The following is a 20,029-nucleotide window of genomic DNA, read 5'->3' as shown; positions in this document are numbered from 1 at the left end:
AGCTATAACTGGCTCATAAACAAGGTCTATTTATGTCTGTAAATTCATTTCTGGGGGTTTTTGCAAAATCTCCAATAAAACCAATGATTCAACACATGGACGAAGTGAATCGATGTGCTGAGGCACTGAAACAGTTTTTTAAGGCGGTTTACGCTAATGACTGGGACGCTGCTGAGACAGCGCGAGCGTCGGTCGTCGAATATGAACAGAAAGCTGACGAGTTAAAGCGGAAAATACGGCTGAATCTGCCCGGTGGTTTATTTATGCCGGTAGAGCGTACCGATTTGCTTGAACTGGTGTCACAGCAGGATCGTATTGCTAATAAAGCTAAAGATATTTCAGGATTAATGACCGGGCGTCAGCTGCAAATTCCGGAACCATTGACCGAAGCTTTTGACGCTTACTTAATTCGTTGTCTGGACGCCACTGAAAAGGCGAAAGAGACTATTGGCGAATTTGACGACTTACTGGAAACCGGCTTTAAGGGCCGCGAGCGCGACCTCGTCAATAATTTCATCGCTGAACTGGATGCAATCGAGGCTGATACCGATGTTTTACAGGTTCAGCTGCGTCAGGATCTGCGCAAAATTGAAACGGAATTGAATCCGGTGGATGTTATGTTCTTGTACCAAATCATCGATTGGGTGGGAGATCTTGCCGACTTATCCGAACGCGTTGGTGCGCGTTTTGAACTCATGCTAGCGCGAGTCTAAGGGAGCACTCCATGGATATTATCTCTTCATATGGCATGATCCTGGTGATCATGGCGGCAGTCTTTGGCTTCTTCATGGCCTGGGGTATCGGGGCTAACGATGTTGCAAACGCAATGGGAACCTCTGTTGGCTCGAAAGCGCTAACGATTAAACAGGCCATCCTTATTGCCATGATTTTCGAGTTTGCCGGGGCCTATTTAGCCGGCGGCGAGGTCACCTCTACCATCCGTAAAGGTATCATTGACTCAGGTTATTTTGCTAACAGCCCTGAACTGCTCGTCTTTGGTATGATTTCTGCTTTGTTAGCCGCCGGAGTGTGGCTACTCATTGCCTCCTATTTGGGTTGGCCGGTATCGACAACCCATTCGATTATTGGTGCTATTGTTGGCTTCTCGGCCATTGGTGTCAGTATGGACTCGGTGCAGTGGACCAAAGTGGGAGCGGTAGTTGGCTCGTGGGTAATTACGCCGGCCATATCCGGCTTTATTGCTTATCTCATTTTTATGAGTGCCCAGAAACTTATTTTTGACCGCGAAAATCCGTTAAAAATGGCGCAACGCTATGTACCTTTTTACATGGGCCTGGCGGGCTTTGTTTTATCCCTGGTGACAATTAAAAAGGGACTAAAGCATGTTGGCTTAGACCTTGGTGCGGCAGAAGGGTACTTGTGGGCGATTGGTATTGCGGTCATCGTTTTTGTTATCGGAAAAATGGCGATTTCACGCCTTAAGTTTAACCCTTCAGACGATAAAGAGATGCATTATACCAACGTAGAAAAGGTATTTGCTGTTCTTATGGTTGTAACCGCCTGTGCCATGGCATTCGCGCACGGCTCTAACGACGTTGCTAACGCTATCGGCCCACTAGCGGCCGTGGTCAGCATTGTCTCAAGTGGCGGTGAAATATCGTCCAAAGCGGCCTTAGCCTGGTGGGTATTGCCGGTTGGCGCTATCGGTATTGTTGCCGGCCTTGCGATGTTGGGTAAACGAGTAATTGCAACCATCGGCCAGGGTATCACGCACTTAACGCCCAGCCGAGGATTTGCTGCTGAATTGGCTGCGGCAACGACAGTTGTACTGGCTTCTGGTACGGGGTTGCCAATCTCAACAACGCAGACGCTAGTCGGCGCTGTGCTGGGTGTGGGCATGGCCCGCGGTATTGCGGCCTTAAATCTCGGTGTCGTGCGTAATATTGTCGTGTCCTGGGTTGTCACCCTGCCGGCGGGCGCATTTATGTCGATTATTTTCTTCTATATATTAAAAGCAATTTTCGGCGTAGCTTAATAAAATACCAGCAAGTCTTACCTTCGGCAGCCGTGACAGGCTGCCGACTTTCGAGTAAAATCCGCGCAACTTTAAATATTCTCTACTAGCGCCTTAACATGACCCAACCTGAATCGAAATTAAAAGTCAGTGACTTTAATTTTCAGCTACCCGATGAACTCATTGCCCGTTACCCGCAACAGCAGCGTAGTGCCAGTCGCCTATTAACGGTTGATAGCGCCGATGCGCGCATTGAGCATAAAAGCTTTGTCGACATTGTCGACTTACTTGAGCCGGGCGACTTACTGGTTTTTAACGACACACGCGTAATTCCGGCACGTCTGCTGGGTGAAAAGTTATCCGGTGGTAAAGTGGAAGTACTGGTCGAACGGCTACTGGACGATCATCGGGTGTTGGCACATATTGGCGCTAACCGGGCGCCGAAACCGGGCCAGCAGCTGGTGTTGGAGGGGGCGTTAACGGCGACTATGCTAGCCCGGCATGATGCGTTGTTCGAACTGAAGTTTGAGCATTCGCAACCGGTGCTGGAGTTACTTGAAAATTATGGTCATATGCCGTTGCCGCCATATATTGACCGGCCTGACGAAGCCAGTGACAAAGAACGCTACCAAACCGTCTACAATCGTGAGCCGGGGGCTGTTGCTGCACCCACCGCAGGACTTCACTTCGATGATGAAATCTTACAGAGACTGCGGCAAAAGGGAGTTAACTTTGCGTATGTCACCTTACACGTCGGTGCGGGGACTTTTCAGCCGGTGCGGGTAGATGAAATTGAGCACCATGTGATGCACAGTGAATACGCAAAGGTACCACCAGAAACTTGCGCGGCAGTCCAGGCAACCAAGGCTGCTGGTAAGCGCGTTGTTGCTGTGGGCACAACCTCGGTTCGCTCACTGGAGTCGGCAGCCGCAGCGAGCACGGACTTAATTAGTCCGTTTTTTGACGATACCGATATTTTTATCTACCCGGGCTACGAATTTAAAGTGGTGGATAGCCTGATTACTAATTTCCATCTTCCGGAGTCGACGCTTATCATGCTGGTTTCTGCGTTTTCCGGTCGTGAACTCATCATGCAGGCATACCAGCAAGCTATTGAAAAAGAATACCGTTTTTTCAGCTATGGTGATGCGATGTTCTTGTCGCGCTAACAACAGAAAAGTTACTCAAAATGATGAAATTTGAACTTGATAAAACCCATGGACGTGCTCGCCGCGGAAGAATGACATTTGACCGTGGTAGCGTGGAAACACCAGCCTTTATGCCGGTTGGGACGCTCGGAACAGTTAAAGGAATGACCCCTGAAGAGGTTAAAGAAACCGGAGCAGAGATTTGCCTGGGCAATACCTTCCACCTAATGCTTCGACCCGGCACATCAATCATTCAGCAACATGGTGATCTGCATGATTTTATGAACTGGGATAAGCCAATACTGACTGACTCAGGTGGCTTTCAGGTATTCAGTCTGGGAGAGTTACGAAAAATCACCGAAGAAGGGGTTACCTTTCGCTCCCCAATTAATGGTGAAAAGATACTGCTGACTCCCGAAAAATCAATGCAGGTTCAGCGTGAACTGGGCGCCGATGTGGTGATGATTTTCGACGACTGCACCCCTTATCCGGCAACGCACACTGAAGCGAAAAAATCGATGCAGCTGTCATTGCGCTGGGCGGAACGGTCGAAGCAGGCGCATCAGGGCAATCCAGCGGCGCTGTTCGGAATTATACAAGGCGGCATGTATGAGGATCTGCGGGATTTATCGCTGCAAGGCCTGACCGATATTGGTTTTGATGGGTACGCTCTGGGCGGATTGTCAGTTGGCGAGCCTAAAGACGATATGATGCGCGTGTTAGAGCATACTGCGCCACAGATGCCGCAGGATAAGCCGCGTTATTTAATGGGCGTTGGCAAGCCCGAAGATTTGGTCGAGGCTGTACGTCGCGGCATCGATATGTTCGACTGCGTTATGCCCACACGAAACGCCCGTAATGGACACTTATTTATCAGTACCGGGGTGGTTAAAATTCGCAACGCAGTGCATCGCACTGATACCGGGCCTTTAGATACCGATTGTGACTGTTACACCTGTAAAAATTACTCGCGGGCATACCTGCACCACCTGGACAGAACCAATGAAATTTTAGGCGCCAGACTTAATACCATCCATAATCTACGATTTTATCAACGGGTTATGAGTGATATGCGAACCGCCCTTGATGAGGATCGGTTTGATGATTATGTTGCCCGCTTTTATCAACTGAGAGATCAGCAGGTTCCGGAATTAGATTGATCAGTAAAGTTTTGTAGCTGACAATAAAACTGCTGATACTGAGCTGAGTCGGGCTGCAAATAGAGGGCCTGCTCAGCCGCGTGTAAAGCCGCTTTATACCAGCGGCTGGCAAGATGGGGCTGACGCTCGTATTGCTCCGCCAGAGCCTGATAAAGCCGGGCCTGATTAAACCAAAGTAAGTGATTGTCATCGTTGGGGTTTAGCTGCTCAAGGCGCGATGCACTGTCGAGTAATAAAGCGGTCAGTTCGGATTTAGTGAAAGGCCCTCGTTCTTGTTGTTCCAAAAAATCAACCAGTTGTAATAATGCGTTTATATCCGCTTCGTTTTCTTCCAAAGCATGATTGAATAAATTAATTGCTAACTGGGCTAACGTACGGGCATCACCAGCGTTATCAACACGCATCAAATGCTCAACATGGTTAGCTAAGGCCATGCCCCGATGAACCAGGAGCTTCGGTTGCTGCAAGCCGGATCCTTGCAGATAAGTTGAGACCGGCGAAGTTGAAACAATCGCTGTAATCATTCCGGTTAGTAGCAACGCACTGGCGACAGCTACCGACAGTGGCAACCAGTGATTTTTTTGGTAAAGGAACCCAGTCAGTTGTTGAGCCAGTGTCTCTGCACTTTGGTAGCGATCTGCAGGATCCTGCGCTAAACAGGTTAAGATAATTTTGCGCAATGAACGAGGGCATTTAACTGCGCTTGATTTCAGCCGTCGACCGGCCTGCTCCGAAGGAGCCTGACCCGTTAACAGAAAAAACAGTAACGCTCCGAGACTGTATATATCAACAAGCTCTTTTGCACTATTAACGGGTCGTGAATGGCTTTGCTCCGGTGCCGAAAATAACGGTGGAGTATCCGGACCGCGCTGTCGCACATTGGTATCAGAAAAAGGCTCAGCGACACTCAAATCAATGAGTACCGGCACCAGCTGTTGATTTGGATGCCGTTCGACAATAACGTTGGTTGGGTTTATGTCGTTATGAACCAGCCCGGCAGCGTGCAGCTCAGCCACCCCTTCAGTTAGAGTCTGCACTATTAAAACGGCATCGGTAACGGATATATTTTCTGCTAATTCTGTTAAAGGCCGACCCTCGGCCAGCTCCATCACTAAAAATAGCGATGAATTGGTATCGGCAGGCTCGCCCACATCGTACACAGAACACAGTGACGGGTGCTTAAGTTTGGCCAGCGCTCTAGCCTCATTAACAAGGCGCTGGCGACTGATAAACGAAGGCATCTTGATAAATTTTATTGCTACAAAGCGCTGTAATAAGTCATCCCAGGCTTTGTATACTGCGCCGCTGCCGCCACTGCCTAAATACTTTTCACAGTGATAGCGGCTGGCAATAGGGTAAGGAAATTCTATTTTATCGAGGCTGTTTTCATTCACGCCGGGCACCTGGCACACACTCCGCATCATCCTGATATCATTTTAGTTTACCGAAGTCTAACGGGTTGCGGGTGATTTCCTGCTAAAAATACCAGAACTTAGCAGAAGCTTGTGTTAATTGACGTCAACGGCTAATAAGGATCTTAACGATCCTTGTTGTTTAGGGTTTACAATGGTTATTTGAATCGGTACAATTCAGCACCAATTTTAGCCCGAAACGGTTAACTTTTAATCAAACCAAATAATTTACCCGAGGTGATTTTTTAATGCCAGTCGTTAAAGTCAAAGAAAACGAGCCGTTTGACGTAGCTTTGCGTCGTTTCAAGCGCTCTTGTGAAAAAGCAGGCGTTCTATCTGAAGTTCGTCGTCGTGAACACTACGAAAAGCCAACTGCAGAGCGCAAGCGCAAGAAAGCAGCTGCTGTTAAGCGTCATGCTAAAAAGCTGTCTCGTGAAAACGCGCGCCGTACTCGTCTCTATTAATTAGTTTAGAGCGACTCGACGAAACGATCCTTTCGCGTAATGACAATGACTTGCTGAATTTGGTCTTGTACCGAAAGCCGCGCCGGATTGCCGTCGCGGCTTTCTTGTTTTTTGCGGGATAAAAACTGAAAAGGGTTGGGGGACAGGCATTTTATGGCAGGACTTATTCCAAAGTCGTTTATCCATGATCTGCTCGATCGTGCGGATATTGTTGAGCTGGTTGACAGCCGCGTGGCGCTGAAAAAAGCCGGCAAAAATTATCAGGCTTGCTGTCCCTTCCATAACGAGAAGTCACCGTCATTTACCGTAAGCCGGGATAAACAGTTTTACCACTGTTTTGGCTGTGGAGAACACGGTAATGCCATTGATTTTTTAATGAACTACGACGGCCTGGACTTTCCTGATGCGGTTGAAGAACTGGCAGGTATTATGGGGCTTGATGTCCCGCGAGAGCAAACGGCTAACCCCCAGAAAAGCCATCAGAAACAGCAACAATTAAGAGATGATGCTGAGCTAATGGCGCAGTGTGCGAAATATTTTCAGCATCAGCTAAAACACCATCATGAATCAGCAAAAGCCATTGATTATCTAAAAAATAGAGGGTTAACCGGCGACACAGTTAAAAAATTTCAGATTGGCTATGCAGGAAGTGAATGGGACGGGTTGCTGAAAACCTTTGCAAAAAGCCCTGGGCAACAGCAGCAATTGGTCGATTTAAAGCTTGTTAATCAGGCCGACAGCGGACGCCATTACGATTTTTTTCGTCAACGAATTATGTTTCCGATCCATGATCGGCGCGGGCGGGTTGTTGGCTTTGGCGGGCGAATTATTGATTCAGAAGGTCCCAAATACCTGAATTCGCCGGAAACCCGCTTGTTTCATAAAGGCCACGAACTGTACGGGTTTTGGCAGTTACAGCAACAGCGCAGCAAACCCAGCCAGGTCGTTATCGTCGAAGGCTACATGGATGTTGTTGGTCTGGCTCAGGCGGGTATTGATTATGCTGTCGCCTCGTTAGGAACCGCAACCACTGCAGAGCAACTGCAGAGGCTGTTCAGAACAACAACTCAAATTATCTGCTGTTACGACGGAGACCGGGCCGGCCGTGATGCCGCCTGGCGGGCGTTGGAAAACGCGCTGCCACTGTTAAAGGATGGCGTTGATATGCGCTTTTTATTCTTGCCTGACGGGGAAGATCCGGATTCGCTGGTACGGGCGCAGGGCGCTGCTGCATTTGAGCAAAAGCTGAACGAAGCGGTGTCGTTTATCGACTATTTTTTTGAACATTTTTTGGCCGACATCGATCCAAGCAGTGACGCCGGCCGTTCTCAATTACTAAGTCAGGCAAAACCAAAAATTGAGAAAGTGGCCAGTGACTTCTATCGTGAAGCATTAATGGAAAAGCTGGCTGTTTATTTACGGCGCGAAAAATCCCAGCTCGAACGCTATGTCGAAAAACCGGAGAGCCAGCGTCAGGCACAACAGACAATGAAGATGACGCCTTTGCGAAAGGCTATTGCGTTATTGCTGCAGTATCCTAAGCTTGGGCAAACGGTACCATTAAGAGATGAACTGAAGCAGCTTAAGTTACCGGGTATTGAACTTTTTAGCCAACTGCACCAACAAACGTCCTCAGGCTTGGCTACAACAGCACAAATTCTGGAAAGTTGGCGAGATACCGAGTATCACGAGGCGTTAATTAAATTGGCCAGCTGGGAGCACCAGCTTGAAGATGAGCATATTAGTGCTGAGTTTAACGATATTTTTGTTTACTTAATCGACCAATATGTTGAACAACGCGCCAACGATTTATTAAAAAAAGAGCAAAATGAGCAGCTAACTAAGGCCGAAAAACAGGAATATATGATGTTGCTACGGCACTTACAGAAAAAACGGTAACCTGCGCCAAAGTCAGGGTTTTACTGGCTTAAAAGTCGGTAAACTGTTATACTTTCTGGTCATTTTGAGTATTTTTCACAGGTCAGTAACAACGGGTGGAACGTCTGTATGCAGCAGAGTCGGCAATCGCAACTTAAAGTCCTTATTGCGAAAGGCAAAGAACAAGGGTTTTTAACATTTGCTGAGGTCAATGATCATTTACCGCAGGAAATCGTTGATTCCGATCAGATAGAAGACATTATCCGCATGATTAACGACATGGGGATCCGCGTGTTCGAAAGCGCGCCTGATGCTGATGATCTGATGATGGCGGAGAGTGCTGCTGATGAGGATGCGGCAGAAGAAGCTGCCCAAGCGCTTGCCAGCGTTGACAGTGAAATTGGCCGGACTACCGATCCCGTGCGCATGTACATGCGGGAAATGGGCACGGTCGAGCTGCTGACTCGTGAGGGCGAAATCGACATTGCCAAACGCATTGAAGAAGGCATTAACCAGGTTCAGTGTTCAGTAGCTGAATACCCTGAAGCGATTAATTTTTTACTGGATCAGTGGGACTCATACGAAGCCGAAGAACTTCGCCTGACCGATATCATTGTAGGCTTTATTGATCCCGAGGACGTTGACCAGGCACCCGTCAGTGCAACCCACGTAGGCTCAGAACTGCCGCAGGAAGAATTAGAAGACGAAGACAAAGATAAAGAAGATGACAGCGATGACGAAGAAGAGTCAGATACTGGCATCGATCCTGAATTTGCCCGCGCCAAATTCACTCAGCTTCGTGAACAATACGACGCCACGCGCGAGGCAATCACTCAGCATGGCCGTGAGCACGCTAAGGCGCGAGTAGAAATAGACAAGCTAAGCGACCTGTTTAAACAGTTCCGGCTGGTGCCAAAACAGTTTGATCGGCTGGTTAAAGATATGCGCGATATGATGCATCGCGTCCGCGTGCAGGAACGCTTGGTGATGAAAGCCAGTGTCGAGCATGGCGGCATGCCTAAACGCACCTTTATGAAGGCCTTCTCGGGTAACGAGAATTCGATGGCCTGGGTTGACGAGCAAATAGCGGCTGATAAGGGTTACTCACCGTCGTTAAAAGAAACTCGTCCCGAAATAGAGCGCTGTGTTAATAAATTACTGGAAGTTGAACGCGAAACCGGGCTGACGATTGGCAAAGTAAAAGATATTAATCGTCGTATGTCTATCGGCGAGGCGAAAGCACGGCGGGCCAAAAAAGAGATGGTCGAGGCTAACCTGCGCCTGGTTATCTCAATAGCTAAGAAATACACAAACCGAGGCTTGCAATTCCTGGACTTAATTCAGGAAGGTAATATTGGTTTGATGAAAGCGGTTGATAAGTTTGAATATCGCCGGGGCTATAAGTTTTCTACCTATGCAACCTGGTGGATCCGACAGGCGATCACACGTTCAATCGCCGACCAGGCGCGGACTATTCGTATCCCGGTCCATATGATTGAAACGATTAACAAACTAAATCGTATTTCCCGTCAAATGCTGCAGGAAATGGGTCGAGAGCCATTGCCTGAAGAGTTGGCTGAGCGAATGATGATGCCTGAGGATAAGATCCGCAAGGTTCTGAAAATTGCCAAAGAGCCAATTTCAATGGAGACCCCCATCGGTGACGATGAAGATTCTCACCTGGGCGACTTTATCGAAGATAATACCCTTGATTTACCGATCGACTCAGCGACCTCGGAAAGTTTACGCAACTCAGTCAGAGAAGTGCTTGGTGGGCTGACCGCACGCGAAGCAAAGGTATTGAGAATGCGGTTTGGTATTGATATGAATACCGACCATACTTTAGAAGAGGTGGGTAAACAGTTTGACGTGACGCGGGAGCGCATCCGTCAAATTGAGGCCAAAGCTTTGCGTAAATTAAGACATCCAAGTCGATCAGAGCAACTTAAGTCATTCTTGGATGAATAAATCGATAAACAGGGACTTACGATTTTTGGCTAGACACGATAAGCTAGCAAGAGTTGGATTAACGCGTCAGGAGGCAGCATGGGATTAAACCGTGATGGGTGGCCAAAACGGATCATTGATTCGCACTTACATATTTACGACGAACAATTTCCGTTAATCGAGAACCAGGGCCACATCCCGGAGCCTTTTTACATTGATGACTATCTTAAGCTGGTTGCAGGTATACCTGTCGAAGGCGGTGTCATTGTATCAGGGTCTTTTCAGGGGTTCGAGCAACGCTATTTGAAAGCGGCGCTTGAAAATCTTGGCGATAACTTCATCGGTGTGACTCAGTTGCCCGGTAGTGTTAGCGACGAAAAAATTCTGCAGCTGAAAGAACATCGCATTTGTGGGGTCAGAGTTAACCTAAAACGCGGTGTTCACCGGGATATAGAAGGTATTGTCGATTTTGGGCGCAGGATCTGGGATCTGGCCGGTTGGCATCTTGAAATATACGTTGACAGCCGCGAACTGGACGATATGGTGCCGACTCTTTTAAAGCTACCTAAGCTAAGCGTTGACCATCTGGGCATGGCAAAATCGGGTTTATCCCAGGTTCGTCGTCTGGCTGAAGGTGGTGTAAAAATTAAAGCCAGTGGCTTTGGCCGCACCGAAGTAAATATTACCGATGCAACAAAAACACTGTATAAGGCAAACCCAGACTGCCTGATGTTTGGCACCGATTTGCCGGGTACGCGTAGTAACCGTTCTTTCGAGCCAAGCGATATCGATACCATGGTAGCGGCGTTGGATGATGAAGAGGCGATCGATAAAGTCTTTTACCAAAACGCTCGCGAATTTTATAAACTGCCTTAGGCAGTCACCAAAAAGCGTGGTAGTGAGTGTCTGCTCTGTCGTCCCACACTAAAGTAAACCGCTGGATGGCGATAGTTTTTATTACTATCGCCGTCTTGGGTTTAGTTCTAACGTTCTGGTATTCAGCAAATAAGGTAATTGCTAAGCATCAGCACCGCCTAACCGCAGCTTGCGGGCAGGCAGCCACCGATGTTACTCAGTTATATCCTACAGACGATAACCGACAGGTTCAGGTCAGCAATGCCGATCTACTGCAGCAGCAAATGCAACGTGTGCTTGCGGAATTATCCGGCGCAGCGGGTGGCTTCTGGCATATCAACAGCAAGTTTCTGGGCTTTAGTTTTGATACTTATGGCTTACGTGACATCCAAACCGATGTGCCACAAGCAGAACGAATGGTGCTTAGCTCGCTTTCGCAGCGGGCATTAACGCAGGAAAAAATTGTTTCTACAGTGCAGCGCAACCAGAACAATGCATTGGTGGCTGTCGCCTGTCCCATTCCGACTCATGAAGGCCTTACTGGCTGGATAGTCACACGCGTAAGTTTGATCCCCTTGCTGTACTCAGTGTTTTCTGCACTGCTGTTTGCCGTTATAGGCGTTCTTGCCTTTATGAGTCTGGGTCGTACCATACAGTTTGAGCGCCGCTGGTACGCAGAAAGGGACCGGTTGATTAAACAGGCCGAGGACGACACAAAACCTGTGCCTGTCACCTCAACCATCAATGAAATACAACCCTTGCTAATGTTGCTTTATAACGCGCGACAAACACAGATTAATGTAGAACGCGGTGTCAGCTCCCTACAGGCTAAATTGGGCAGGCAAACTGAGTTAGCGGTGATGGCCAGAGTTTCCGCATCCCTAGCCAGAGAACTGCGCGCCCGTATTAATGGTTGGGTTGAGAAACTGCGCAAAGCCGCACAGCAACAACATGAAAGCCCTAATCAGGATTTTGAAAAGCTGGCACAAGACATTGAGCAAACAAAGCACTTCATCCGGTCCTTTGAAAATCTCGATTTGCGCGAGCAGGCCGTTTACGGTGTCGAAGTCGTGAATGTAAAAACCTGGCTGGAAGAAATTATACGCTATCACCAGCAATTTAATGCACGACCGGAACAAGCGCTCACTGCCATCGTTGATACGAATTTGCACCTTGAGAGCCACTTTTTATTGTTACGCTATGCTTTAGACACGCTGCTTACTCAGGCCATTACTTTCGGTCCGGATAATGGCGAAATCGTGGTAAAGGCGACCGAGGAAAGTGGCTTGCTGACTTTTGAAGTTATCGATGAGAGTAAGCCCCTAAGCAGCGCTGTTGAACGACGACTATTCCGTCAGGACGACGTGTTACCAGAAACTTACGGGCAAGGCCTTAAACCTGTCCATGAGGTAATAAAAAGCTTAGGCGGTGAGATCAGTTACCATAGTGATGGTGAAAACTCCCGATTTATCTTGCAGATACCGATGACAAGCGAATAAAAACTTCGTATAATCTGCGCCGTTTTACCGCATTCCAATTTATATGGCCCCTTAGCTCAGTGGTTAGAGCACCCGACTCATAATCGGTTGGTCCCCAGTTCAAATCTGGGAGGGGCCACCACTATTTAAAAGTATTATAGAGATAGTGGTTACTAACATTCCGGGTGTTTTCTTGTCGTTGGGTTTAGTTATGGGTCTAGTTACGATCTCTATCTTTTAAAGAGTCTTTTAGTCTGATCACAACTGAATTGTTTTCTTTGTTTTGCTCTACAATCAAAGATTCACTCTCATCCCAGCCCAATACTAACAGGATACTATTCTCTATAGGTATAAACACGTTATCTTCGTCATATTTGATTACTGTTGTTTCCGCCTTCATTTCTGAACTCCTCTAAGTCTTTCCATTATCTTGCTTTCAAATTCATCCGGGCAGTTTTTTTTCCAATAAATTACTGTTGATGCGGCTATGTGCGTCCCTTTTGAAAGATGAGCATATGAGCTTGTCAACGGCAGTTTAAATTTGACCCCCTTTGGGCTTGATTCGGCAATCTAATTTTGACCCCCTTGGGGTTAAATTTCACCGAGTATCGGTGCAATGCCTATCTTCTTTTTGTCCTTCAACCGATAGCTTTCACCACTGATTTGAATCACATGGCAATGGTGCAACAGGCGGTCTAACATCGCAGCCGTTAATGTCGTGTCGTTCGCGAAGGCACCAGCCCATTGGCTAAATGGTAAGTTGCTGGTTAGTAATGTGCTGCCACGCTCATAGCGTTTTGCGACTACGTTAAAGAACAGATTGGCTTCCTCGCGGCCAAACGGCAGGTAGCCGATTTCATCGATGATGAGCAACTTTGGACTCATGACTACGCGCTGGAGGTACGTTTTCAGTTTGCCTTGGTGCGTTGCGTTTTTGCTTTCAGCTCTTCAGCTAAAAGCTTCTCGATGATATCGACCTAAAAATAATTTATGTCGAAAAAATAATAAAAAATCGACACGTTAAATTGATATGTCGATCGGAACGACATAAACTGGACCCATCGTTGATTTATGTCGATTTAGACTGGAAATTTAAGCATGACTTGGCAAGCAGAGCAACCGTACAACCAATTACCGACATTACCACCCAACCTAGATGTCATAGAAACTAGGGCTGTGCTGAAGGCCTGTATTTCTGCACGTGCGGCTGTAGCGGAGTTAAAAAAGGCTGGAGAGCTCATTCCCAACCAAAGCATGTTAATTAACCTGCTGCCTTTGCTTGAAGCAAAAGATAGTTCAGAAATTGAAAATATTGTTACCACGACCGATAAACTTTTTCAGTATGCGCAAGGGGGTAAAGGTGCTGATCATGCAACCAAGGAAGCATTACGTTACCGAACGGCGTTATACCAAGGCTTTATACAACTTGAGAAAAAGCCGCTATGCACAGCGACGGCGATTGAGGTATGCAGTACTTTAAAGCACTCAGAAATGGATATTCGCAAAGTACCGGGGACTTTTATAGGAAACCAAACGACAGGCGAAATTATCTATACGCCGCCAACCGGCGAAGATGTGATTCGCGACTTGTTAACCAACTGGGAGCGATTTCTTCATAATGACGACGACCTGGATCCACTGATAAAGATGGCGATTAGCCATTATCAATTTGAAGCTATACACCCTTTTTATGACGGGAATGGCAGAACTGGTCGTATTTTAAACGTTTTATACCTTATTGAATCGGGTCTTCTAACACTGCCTATTTTGTATTTGAGTCGCTTCATCGTTCATAATAAGCAAGACTATTATCGCCTCTTGAACCAAGTCACTAAAGATCAGAGCTGGGAAGAGTGGTTGTTATTTATGCTAAAAGGTGTCGAGGAAACCGCACTATGGACCTGTGAAAAAATCACAGCGATTAGAACGCTCATGGAAAGTACAACCGATTATGTAAAGGCTCAGATACCAAAAATATACAGCTACGAGCTTGTTCAGCTTATTTTTGAACAGCCTTATTGCCGTATTAGCAATCTGGTTGAGCGTGATATTGCAAAACGCCAGACGGCTTCAACGTATTTAAAGCAGTTAGCGGATATTGGTGTGCTGCAAGAGGTCGATTCAGGAAAGGAAAAATTATTTGTGCATCCGCGGTTGATGACGCTAATGACAAAAGACAGTAACAGTATTAAACCTTTTGAAGCAAACTAATCTCAAGCGGTAGTTACAGCGGAAGTTAAGATCAAAATCGTCAAAACCGGCGTCGGATCAAAAACAGCCAGGTAATACATAACCACCTGAAAAATCGAATGTTTTCAACCGAATCTGAACGTTAGAAAAAGCACTAATGCAGGACTCATAATCGGTTGGTCCGCAGTTCAAATCTGCGAGGGGTGTAATCCCCCCGGAAAATTGGAGCAGTTATTAGTAGAATGTGCCAATGGGACGTCCATTTATTGTAATTTATTTACCCATGTAGGAAACTAAAATCAGCTAATTTTGAAGGGCTTTCAAGATGAAACTATTAACATACCTTCTGATTTGTCTTGCAGCAGCCTTGGTAATTTTTGATCTTTATAAAGATTCCATTTTTTTTATTTTGTGGAATCTTTCACCATTGATAATAGCAGCCATTACTTTGGCTAACACCAGAATCCTTTCTTTACTGCGTAGTAGTGCTTTGCATTTCGTCTTGTCATTAACCATACACCATCTTGTTTGGATGCTACTGATTGTTATTGACAGCAAAAAGGTTCTTGGGGACTCTTCTACGTCGGCTCTTTTTTATGTTTGGCTACCTCTGGGTACTCTCGGTATCGGACTTAGTGTGTTGGCTATTTCTGCGTTTATATTAAGCCCTCCAATCAAAACTGAAAAGTAGGGCAAGCTGAAACCTTCCACCAATACCACGATATTAACCAAGTAAGTTTAGCGGCGAGTTTGCCGGGGCCCAGTGCCTGATGGTTGCTAATATAATAAAGAATACTATGCTTTATTAATTAAATGTTATTGCAAGGTGGTTTTATATTTTACGAATCACGCAGTGTCCCATCAGAGTATTCCACCCCTTAAGCATACTTTTTGTTGTTGTTGTTGCTTTGTTGCTTTGTTGCTTTGATGCTTGCTGCTTTGCCCGCAGCTTTAGCTAGTGAGGCGTTTAACACCCCTAATGGCAAACTGCGTTTTGGCGGTGACTCTGCTTACCCGCCTTTCGAATGGTTAAACAAAGGAGAGCCCACAGGCTTTAATGTCGAGCTGGCAAAACAAATAAGCAAGAGTGGCGGTATTCTGGCTGAATATAGGCTTGGTCCATGGAAAGAAATAGAGCAAGCGTTGAGAAGAGACGAAATTGATATCGCACCGATGTTAATCACCGAGCAGCGAAAGGATAGTTTCCAGTTCACGACGCCGTTTTTTATCATAAACCACGCAGTTTTCGGGCCAGACGAACAGCCCCTCGTAGGCGGCATAAAAAGCTTTTCGGGAATGAAAATAGCCGTGGAGGAAGACTCATTTGCGCATAATCAGTTAATTAAAGAAAAGATCGATGTAGAACTGATTATCGTTGCCAGTGCTATTGAGGCGTTAGAGACTGTAACCACAGGAGCTGCAGGTTTTGCGCTTTTGAATGAGTCAACAGGGGAACACCTTATTTATACTTATGAACTCCCGTTAAAACGCAGGAGTACCCCATTCTGGGCGCGTGAGTACGCTTTTGCAGTAAAAAAGGGAGACGAGAAGCTTTACTTATGGCTGCAGAATTCGCTAAATGCTGTTTTAAGATCAGGCGCTTACGAAAAAGTTTATGAAAAATGGAAACCTGATATTCATTCAGCTGATTATTATACTATCCGGGTACCATTTTACATTGGCTATACCGCTATAACGGCACTACTGCTAATGACTGCTTTTTTATTATGGTCATGGCTTTTACAGCGAAGATTGAAAACCAGAACCGCTGATCTTCATGGGGCTTTGCTGCAGGCAAAAAAAGCCGAAAACGAAGTAAAATTAATAGCTGACTATGAAACCGAAACTGGATTATCAAGGCCTCATCATTTCTGTCAGCAGATCGATAAGGGGCTGGAAAATCGGCCAGAAAACTGTGAACTACTAATTTTTAAACTTGTTTACTTGAGTGAAATACAGGGGACGCTGGGACAGCAATATTCGAAGGAACTTATCGATTTTATTACCTCACTATTAAAACTACAGGTAACCGGGCCCAGTTGTTACTATGGCCGTGGTATTTTTGCTGCTTTTTCTGATCGGTCCGAAATAAAAGAAATCTTTAACCAACTAGCGACTCATCAGGCCAAAGAACTCCCCTACTCAAAATATGTTGCAGGCTATGCTCGTTTCCCCGAGCACGGCACCGATAGTGAGGCACTGCTCTCTAACGCCGATTCAGCCTTGTCTGCCGCACTATCTACCGGGCAAAACTGGGTTCTTTATGACCCATCGATGGCTCCCGATCCAAGGCATAAAGAAATAATAACCGCATTTAGAACCGACAACTTAGAGGGTATGCATGCCGTTTTTCAGCCACAAATTGACATTAAAACGGGGCGCATCGTTGGGGCCGAGGCTTTGGTTCGGTGGCAACATCCGATCCTTGGCTTTCTGTCACCGGATGACTTTATTCCGTTAGTTGAAACACTTGGCTTTGTGTCACAAGTGACAGAGCTTATGATTGATACAGCGATTCGCGTCGGTGCTGAGCTGCGTGCTCAAAATAGGCCAATAGTTTTGAGCGTTAACGTTTCAGTGCATGACCTGGTCGGCCCGAACTTTGTTAAATTAGTTGAGAATATAGCCACCCGCTGTCAGGCGGACCTTTGTGACTTGAAACTGGAACTCACTGAAACGAGTTTTTCCAATGAAAGTACACAAATTAATAGTGTATTAGAGAAACTGAAAGAGCTTGGCGTAAAAATCTCGATTGATGATTTTGGGACCGGCTATTCATCACTGGCTTATTTAAGCATTTATCCGATTCAGGAACTAAAAATTGATCGCTCGTTTGTATCAAATATGGTCAACAATACGAAAAACTGCAATATCATTCAGTCGACCGTGGTGCTGGCTAATCATCTGCAACTGAATACCGTAGCCGAAGGGATTGAAGATGCACCCACTTTAGCGCTACTGAGCGAGCTTGGTTGTGATTGCGCCCAAGGCTATTTCATTTCAAAGCCGCTAGCAGAAGCAGAGTTTTTTGAATATCTTGACAGAGAAACGCGGTGAAACATTAACCTTTCCCGTTAACAGTAGTCTATAGTTAACGGCGCGGCTACAGCAGCCGCTAAAATCAAACTTTAAAGGAAATGACCATGAAAAAAGGACTTGCTCTTGTACTTACTGTTGCCACTTTTGCGTCAGCAACTTTTGTGTCACAGCCAGCAGAAGCAGCGGGCGAACGGCTTAATGCCTGGCAGCATTGCGGTATCGGCGCAGCTATATTCCCTGATAACGGAACAGCATCGGCAATATCAAATATCATCTGGGATTTAGGTACGACAGCTTTGACGTCAGCAACAGTGTCAAAAGAAACGTGTAATTCAAATTTAGTAAGAACGGCTCAATTTATTGATGAGAATTATGAGCAACTGGAAACTGATTTAGCCATCGGCGAGGGTCGGCACGTTGATACTCTACTGACTATGTTCGGCGTTGAACACCCAGATCGTGCAAAGTTTATTCAACAGTTACGCAGTTCTTTAGTCATTGATGATGCTCGCTCGAACAGCGAAAAGGCACAAACTTTGTTTTACTCAGCACAAAACCTTCTGGCTGTTTAGCTAGACGAAAAGGGGGTTAGTTTAACAGAGCACCCGGGCCTGGTATTTAGGTCCGGGTTTTTGTGCGAACAAGGATATTAATGTGTCGTTAAAAGCCATAGCGTATATCACGGCGTTTATGTTTAGTGCCGGAGCGACGGCAAGCGTTCAGCTGGCGCAATCCTGGCAGTGGAAAAAAGTGCTGCAGTACAACGAGAAGGGTTATTCAGAAGTAAAACAAGGGAACTTCTTTTTTTCTTTAAACGGTCATCAAGATCCGGCTGCTGAGTTGCGGCAGACGTTATCGGCTTTTAAATCCGGTAAAACTGCTATTTGCCGCTTTCCGGCGCGGCACATGCTCACTACAAAAGCAGGCTTAACCGAAGCTTTTAATTATACTGAATGCAATGACTTCATAACATGGCAACAATCCCGCTTTGTCGATAAAGCAGCGCTGGTTTTTGCGGACGGCTACCTGAAAAACCCCGCTTCGTTTCATGGCCATTTATTTATTACGTTAAGTGGTGAACAAAGCAGCAGCGGGTTACTGGACAACAGTTTAAATTTTGGTGCAAGCGTGCCGCCGGGGGTAAACCCGGTAACTTACATTCTAAAGGGATTGTTCGGCGGGTATCAGGCACGATATTCGGCGCAGCCTTTTTATCGGCACAATTTGTCTTATGGACAAATAGAACTCCGCAACTTGTGGGATTACGAGCTTAACCTGTCGGATTTTGACGCGCAACTTCTCTCCGCCCACTTATTCGAACTCTCCGAAACCGAGTACACTTACTATTTTACCAGTAAAAACTGTGCGTATTACGTAGCGCGGGCTATCGAAATTGTCGCCGACGACTATCTCGTCAGCGATGATGAACTAACGGTTTTTCCGTCAGAAATCGTGCAGCGTATCGCCGAGCCAAAACGGGATTTAGTCCGCTCTGTTACGTTGAATGAAAGTGAACAAAAACGCTTTCAGTCGAGATACCACGCTTTAGCCGAAAGCGAAAAACTAGCTGCGCGAGGGTGGGCTAACGGAAACCCTCACAATCCGGCATTTAATCGTTTATCAAAGGCCGGTCAAAAGCGCGTTTTAATTACTCTGTCGTCTTACTTTGAGTTTCAACGGCGGCAGCAGCCGGACTCTCAACAGCACTTTAAAAATAAACGCGTTGTACTGATGGAACTGTTGAAACATCCGGCTGGCAATAGCCATAAGCAGGAACCCGTTGCTGAGCAGCCCCATTTGGGGCAAAAGCCGAACATGGTCCGTATTAGCCGGGTGTTGCACTCTGGCGAGGCAGATCGATGGGAGCTAACCTACCGGCCGACTTATTACGACCGTCTACAGCCTAAAATAGGTAAACCCAAACACTCCGGGTTAACAATGGGGGAGTTGGCGTTGTCTTATGCCGACAACAAACTATCTGTTGAAAGCCTTACTCTGATCGATATTACGTCTTTTAATGTCAGTAGCACCGGCTTGCCAGGTGACGGCGGGCAGTCATGGGCAATAAAGGCCGGCGCTGACCGAAAAAGACTGCGTGATACCCAGCCTGATTTCTCAGGGTTTGTTGAGGGAGCTTATGGAGCTGCGACTGATTTAACTGCAGGGGCAATCGGCTATGCGCTTGTCAGCGCACGGCTGCATGATAAAGAGGTCGATGGTGACAGTCACAATGTCACGCTGGCGGCGAAATTCGGCGTTGAGGGCAAAATAGCAAATAAAAACTGGTTTTGTGAAGTGAGCTCACCACTCAGTGTCGCTGATAAAGTTAAAGCCCAGGACTGGATAACCCGTTGTGGAGCGAATTTGCTTCACGGAACCGGCTTTGACCTCAGATTAACTCTAGAAAAGCAAAATTTTGCCAATTATCTGCTTGGTTTTTCATACTACTTTTAAGTTGTCATGGGATGTAACACTAGGTTTTC

The 20,029-nt window shown here is 46.5% G+C and carries 16 protein-coding genes, 1 tRNA gene and 1 pseudogene; 15 read left to right on the top strand and 3 right to left on the bottom strand.

Going from position 1 to position 20,029, the window contains the following annotated elements; translation table 11 throughout:
- Positions 1–32: 32 nt before the first annotated feature.
- The 4 genes from LG288_RS10175 (at position 33) to tgt (ending at position 4,283) form a co-directional block, all read left to right on the top strand.
- Positions 33–713 carry a TIGR00153 family protein gene (locus tag LG288_RS10175; RefSeq protein WP_404400194.1) on the top strand — a complete coding sequence of 227 codons (681 nt, stop codon included), beginning with the start codon at positions 33–35 and terminating at the stop codon, positions 711–713.
- Positions 714–724: 11 nt separating this feature from the next.
- Positions 725–1,996 carry an inorganic phosphate transporter gene (locus LG288_RS10170; protein WP_404400192.1) on the top strand — a complete coding sequence of 424 codons (1,272 nt, stop codon included), beginning with the start codon at positions 725–727 and terminating at the stop codon, positions 1,994–1,996.
- Positions 1,997–2,094: 98 nt separating this feature from the next.
- Positions 2,095–3,144 carry a tRNA preQ1(34) S-adenosylmethionine ribosyltransferase-isomerase QueA gene (gene queA, locus LG288_RS10165; protein ID WP_404400190.1) on the top strand — a complete coding sequence of 350 codons (1,050 nt, stop codon included), beginning with the start codon at positions 2,095–2,097 and terminating at the stop codon, positions 3,142–3,144.
- Between the two features lie 23 nt (positions 3,145–3,167).
- Complete coding sequence (tgt, locus tag LG288_RS10160) at positions 3,168–4,283, top strand: tRNA guanosine(34) transglycosylase Tgt (RefSeq protein WP_404403099.1); 1,116 nt, start codon at positions 3,168–3,170, stop codon at positions 4,281–4,283.
- On the opposite strand, the gene LG288_RS10155 is transcribed toward tgt, so the two are convergent.
- On the bottom strand, positions 4,259–5,677 hold the full coding sequence (locus LG288_RS10155; RefSeq protein ID WP_404400188.1) for a protein kinase: 1,419 nt from the start codon (positions 5,675–5,677) through the stop codon (positions 4,259–4,261). The genes tgt and LG288_RS10155 overlap by 25 nt on opposite strands.
- Before the next feature lie 266 nt (positions 5,678–5,943).
- Here LG288_RS10155 and rpsU point away from each other — a divergent pair, with 266 nt between their 5' ends.
- From rpsU to LG288_RS10125, 6 genes are all read left to right on the top strand, one after another.
- Entirely contained in the window at positions 5,944–6,159 is a 216-nt protein-coding gene (rpsU, locus tag LG288_RS10150) for a 30S ribosomal protein S21 (RefSeq protein WP_026860840.1), read from the top strand.
- A gap of 153 nt (positions 6,160–6,312) precedes the next feature.
- Positions 6,313–8,058 carry a DNA primase gene (gene dnaG, locus LG288_RS10145; RefSeq protein WP_404400185.1) on the top strand — a complete coding sequence of 582 codons (1,746 nt, stop codon included), beginning with the start codon at positions 6,313–6,315 and terminating at the stop codon, positions 8,056–8,058.
- A 108-nt stretch (positions 8,059–8,166) separates the two neighbouring features.
- Positions 8,167–10,005, top strand: coding sequence for an RNA polymerase sigma factor RpoD (gene rpoD, locus LG288_RS10140; protein WP_404400183.1), 1,839 nt, complete (start codon positions 8,167–8,169; stop codon positions 10,003–10,005).
- Positions 10,006–10,083: 78 nt separating this feature from the next.
- The gene (locus LG288_RS10135) at positions 10,084–10,860 is read left to right on the top strand and encodes an amidohydrolase family protein (protein ID WP_404400181.1); all 777 of its coding nucleotides are present in this window, start codon (positions 10,084–10,086) and stop codon (positions 10,858–10,860) included.
- A gap of 65 nt (positions 10,861–10,925) precedes the next feature.
- The gene (locus LG288_RS10130) at positions 10,926–12,338 is read left to right on the top strand and encodes a sensor histidine kinase (RefSeq protein ID WP_404400179.1); all 1,413 of its coding nucleotides are present in this window, start codon (positions 10,926–10,928) and stop codon (positions 12,336–12,338) included.
- Between the two features lie 45 nt (positions 12,339–12,383).
- Positions 12,384–12,459: transfer RNA gene (locus LG288_RS10125), tRNA-Ile, on the top strand.
- A 75-nt stretch (positions 12,460–12,534) separates the two neighbouring features.
- Here the strand turns inward: LG288_RS10125 and LG288_RS10120 are convergent.
- Together LG288_RS10120 and LG288_RS10115 are read right to left on the bottom strand one after the other, a co-directional pair.
- On the bottom strand, positions 12,535–12,717 hold the full coding sequence (locus LG288_RS10120) for a hypothetical protein (RefSeq protein WP_404400177.1): 183 nt from the start codon (positions 12,715–12,717) through the stop codon (positions 12,535–12,537).
- Between the two features lie 191 nt (positions 12,718–12,908).
- Positions 12,909–13,247 (bottom strand): annotated as a pseudogene (locus LG288_RS10115) (ATP-binding protein); the annotation flags it as partial.
- A 168-nt stretch (positions 13,248–13,415) separates the two neighbouring features.
- Between LG288_RS10115 and fic the strand changes: the two are divergent.
- The 5 genes from fic (at position 13,416) to LG288_RS10090 (ending at position 20,000) form a co-directional block, all read left to right on the top strand.
- Positions 13,416–14,528 carry a protein adenylyltransferase Fic gene (gene fic, locus LG288_RS10110; protein ID WP_404400175.1) on the top strand — a complete coding sequence of 371 codons (1,113 nt, stop codon included), beginning with the start codon at positions 13,416–13,418 and terminating at the stop codon, positions 14,526–14,528.
- Between the two features lie 304 nt (positions 14,529–14,832).
- Positions 14,833–15,198: a hypothetical protein gene (locus LG288_RS10105; protein WP_404400173.1), complete on the top strand. Its 366-nt coding sequence runs from the start codon at positions 14,833–14,835 to the stop codon at positions 15,196–15,198.
- Between the two features lie 200 nt (positions 15,199–15,398).
- Positions 15,399–17,564 (top strand): EAL domain-containing protein, encoded by a 2,166-nt coding sequence (locus LG288_RS10100; protein WP_404400171.1) that lies wholly within the window; start codon positions 15,399–15,401, stop codon positions 17,562–17,564.
- Positions 17,565–17,650: 86 nt separating this feature from the next.
- On the top strand, positions 17,651–18,118 hold the full coding sequence (locus LG288_RS10095) for a DUF3015 family protein (RefSeq protein WP_404400169.1): 468 nt from the start codon (positions 17,651–17,653) through the stop codon (positions 18,116–18,118).
- Between the two features lie 82 nt (positions 18,119–18,200).
- Positions 18,201–20,000, top strand: a complete 1,800-nt coding sequence (locus tag LG288_RS10090; protein WP_404400167.1) for a DUF4105 domain-containing protein — start codon at positions 18,201–18,203, stop codon at positions 19,998–20,000.
- Positions 20,001–20,029: the final 29 nt, after the last annotated feature.

The sequence above is a fragment of the Idiomarina seosinensis genome, assembly GCF_044797955.1.
GTDB lineage: Bacteria > Pseudomonadota > Gammaproteobacteria > Enterobacterales > Alteromonadaceae > Idiomarina > Idiomarina seosinensis_A.
This window is presented reverse-complemented; position numbering and strand designations above follow the sequence as displayed.

Bases quoted from the DNA above. Each gene is read 5' to 3' on its own strand.
- queA (WP_404400190.1), top strand. From the start codon at position 2,095: ATGACCCAACCTGAATCGAAATTAAAAGTCAGTGACTTTAATTTTCAG.
- LG288_RS10170 (WP_404400192.1), top strand. From the start codon at position 725: ATGGATATTATCTCTTCATATGGCATGATCCTGGTGATCATGGCGGCA.
- LG288_RS10135 (WP_404400181.1), top strand. From the start codon at position 10,084: ATGGGATTAAACCGTGATGGGTGGCCAAAACGGATCATTGATTCGCAC.
- fic (WP_404400175.1), top strand. From the start codon at position 13,416: ATGACTTGGCAAGCAGAGCAACCGTACAACCAATTACCGACATTACCA.
- dnaG (WP_404400185.1), top strand. From the start codon at position 6,313: ATGGCAGGACTTATTCCAAAGTCGTTTATCCATGATCTGCTCGATCGT.
- rpoD (WP_404400183.1), top strand. From the start codon at position 8,167: ATGCAGCAGAGTCGGCAATCGCAACTTAAAGTCCTTATTGCGAAAGGC.
- tgt (WP_404403099.1), top strand. From the start codon at position 3,168: ATGAAATTTGAACTTGATAAAACCCATGGACGTGCTCGCCGCGGAAGA.
- LG288_RS10105 (WP_404400173.1), top strand. From the start codon at position 14,833: ATGAAACTATTAACATACCTTCTGATTTGTCTTGCAGCAGCCTTGGTA.
- LG288_RS10120 (WP_404400177.1), bottom strand. From the start codon at position 12,717: ATGAAGGCGGAAACAACAGTAATCAAATATGACGAAGATAACGTGTTT.
- LG288_RS10095 (WP_404400169.1), top strand. From the start codon at position 17,651: ATGAAAAAAGGACTTGCTCTTGTACTTACTGTTGCCACTTTTGCGTCA.
- LG288_RS10175 (WP_404400194.1), top strand. From the start codon at position 33: ATGTCTGTAAATTCATTTCTGGGGGTTTTTGCAAAATCTCCAATAAAA.
- rpsU (WP_026860840.1), top strand. From the start codon at position 5,944: ATGCCAGTCGTTAAAGTCAAAGAAAACGAGCCGTTTGACGTAGCTTTG.
- LG288_RS10130 (WP_404400179.1), top strand. From the start codon at position 10,926: ATGGCGATAGTTTTTATTACTATCGCCGTCTTGGGTTTAGTTCTAACG.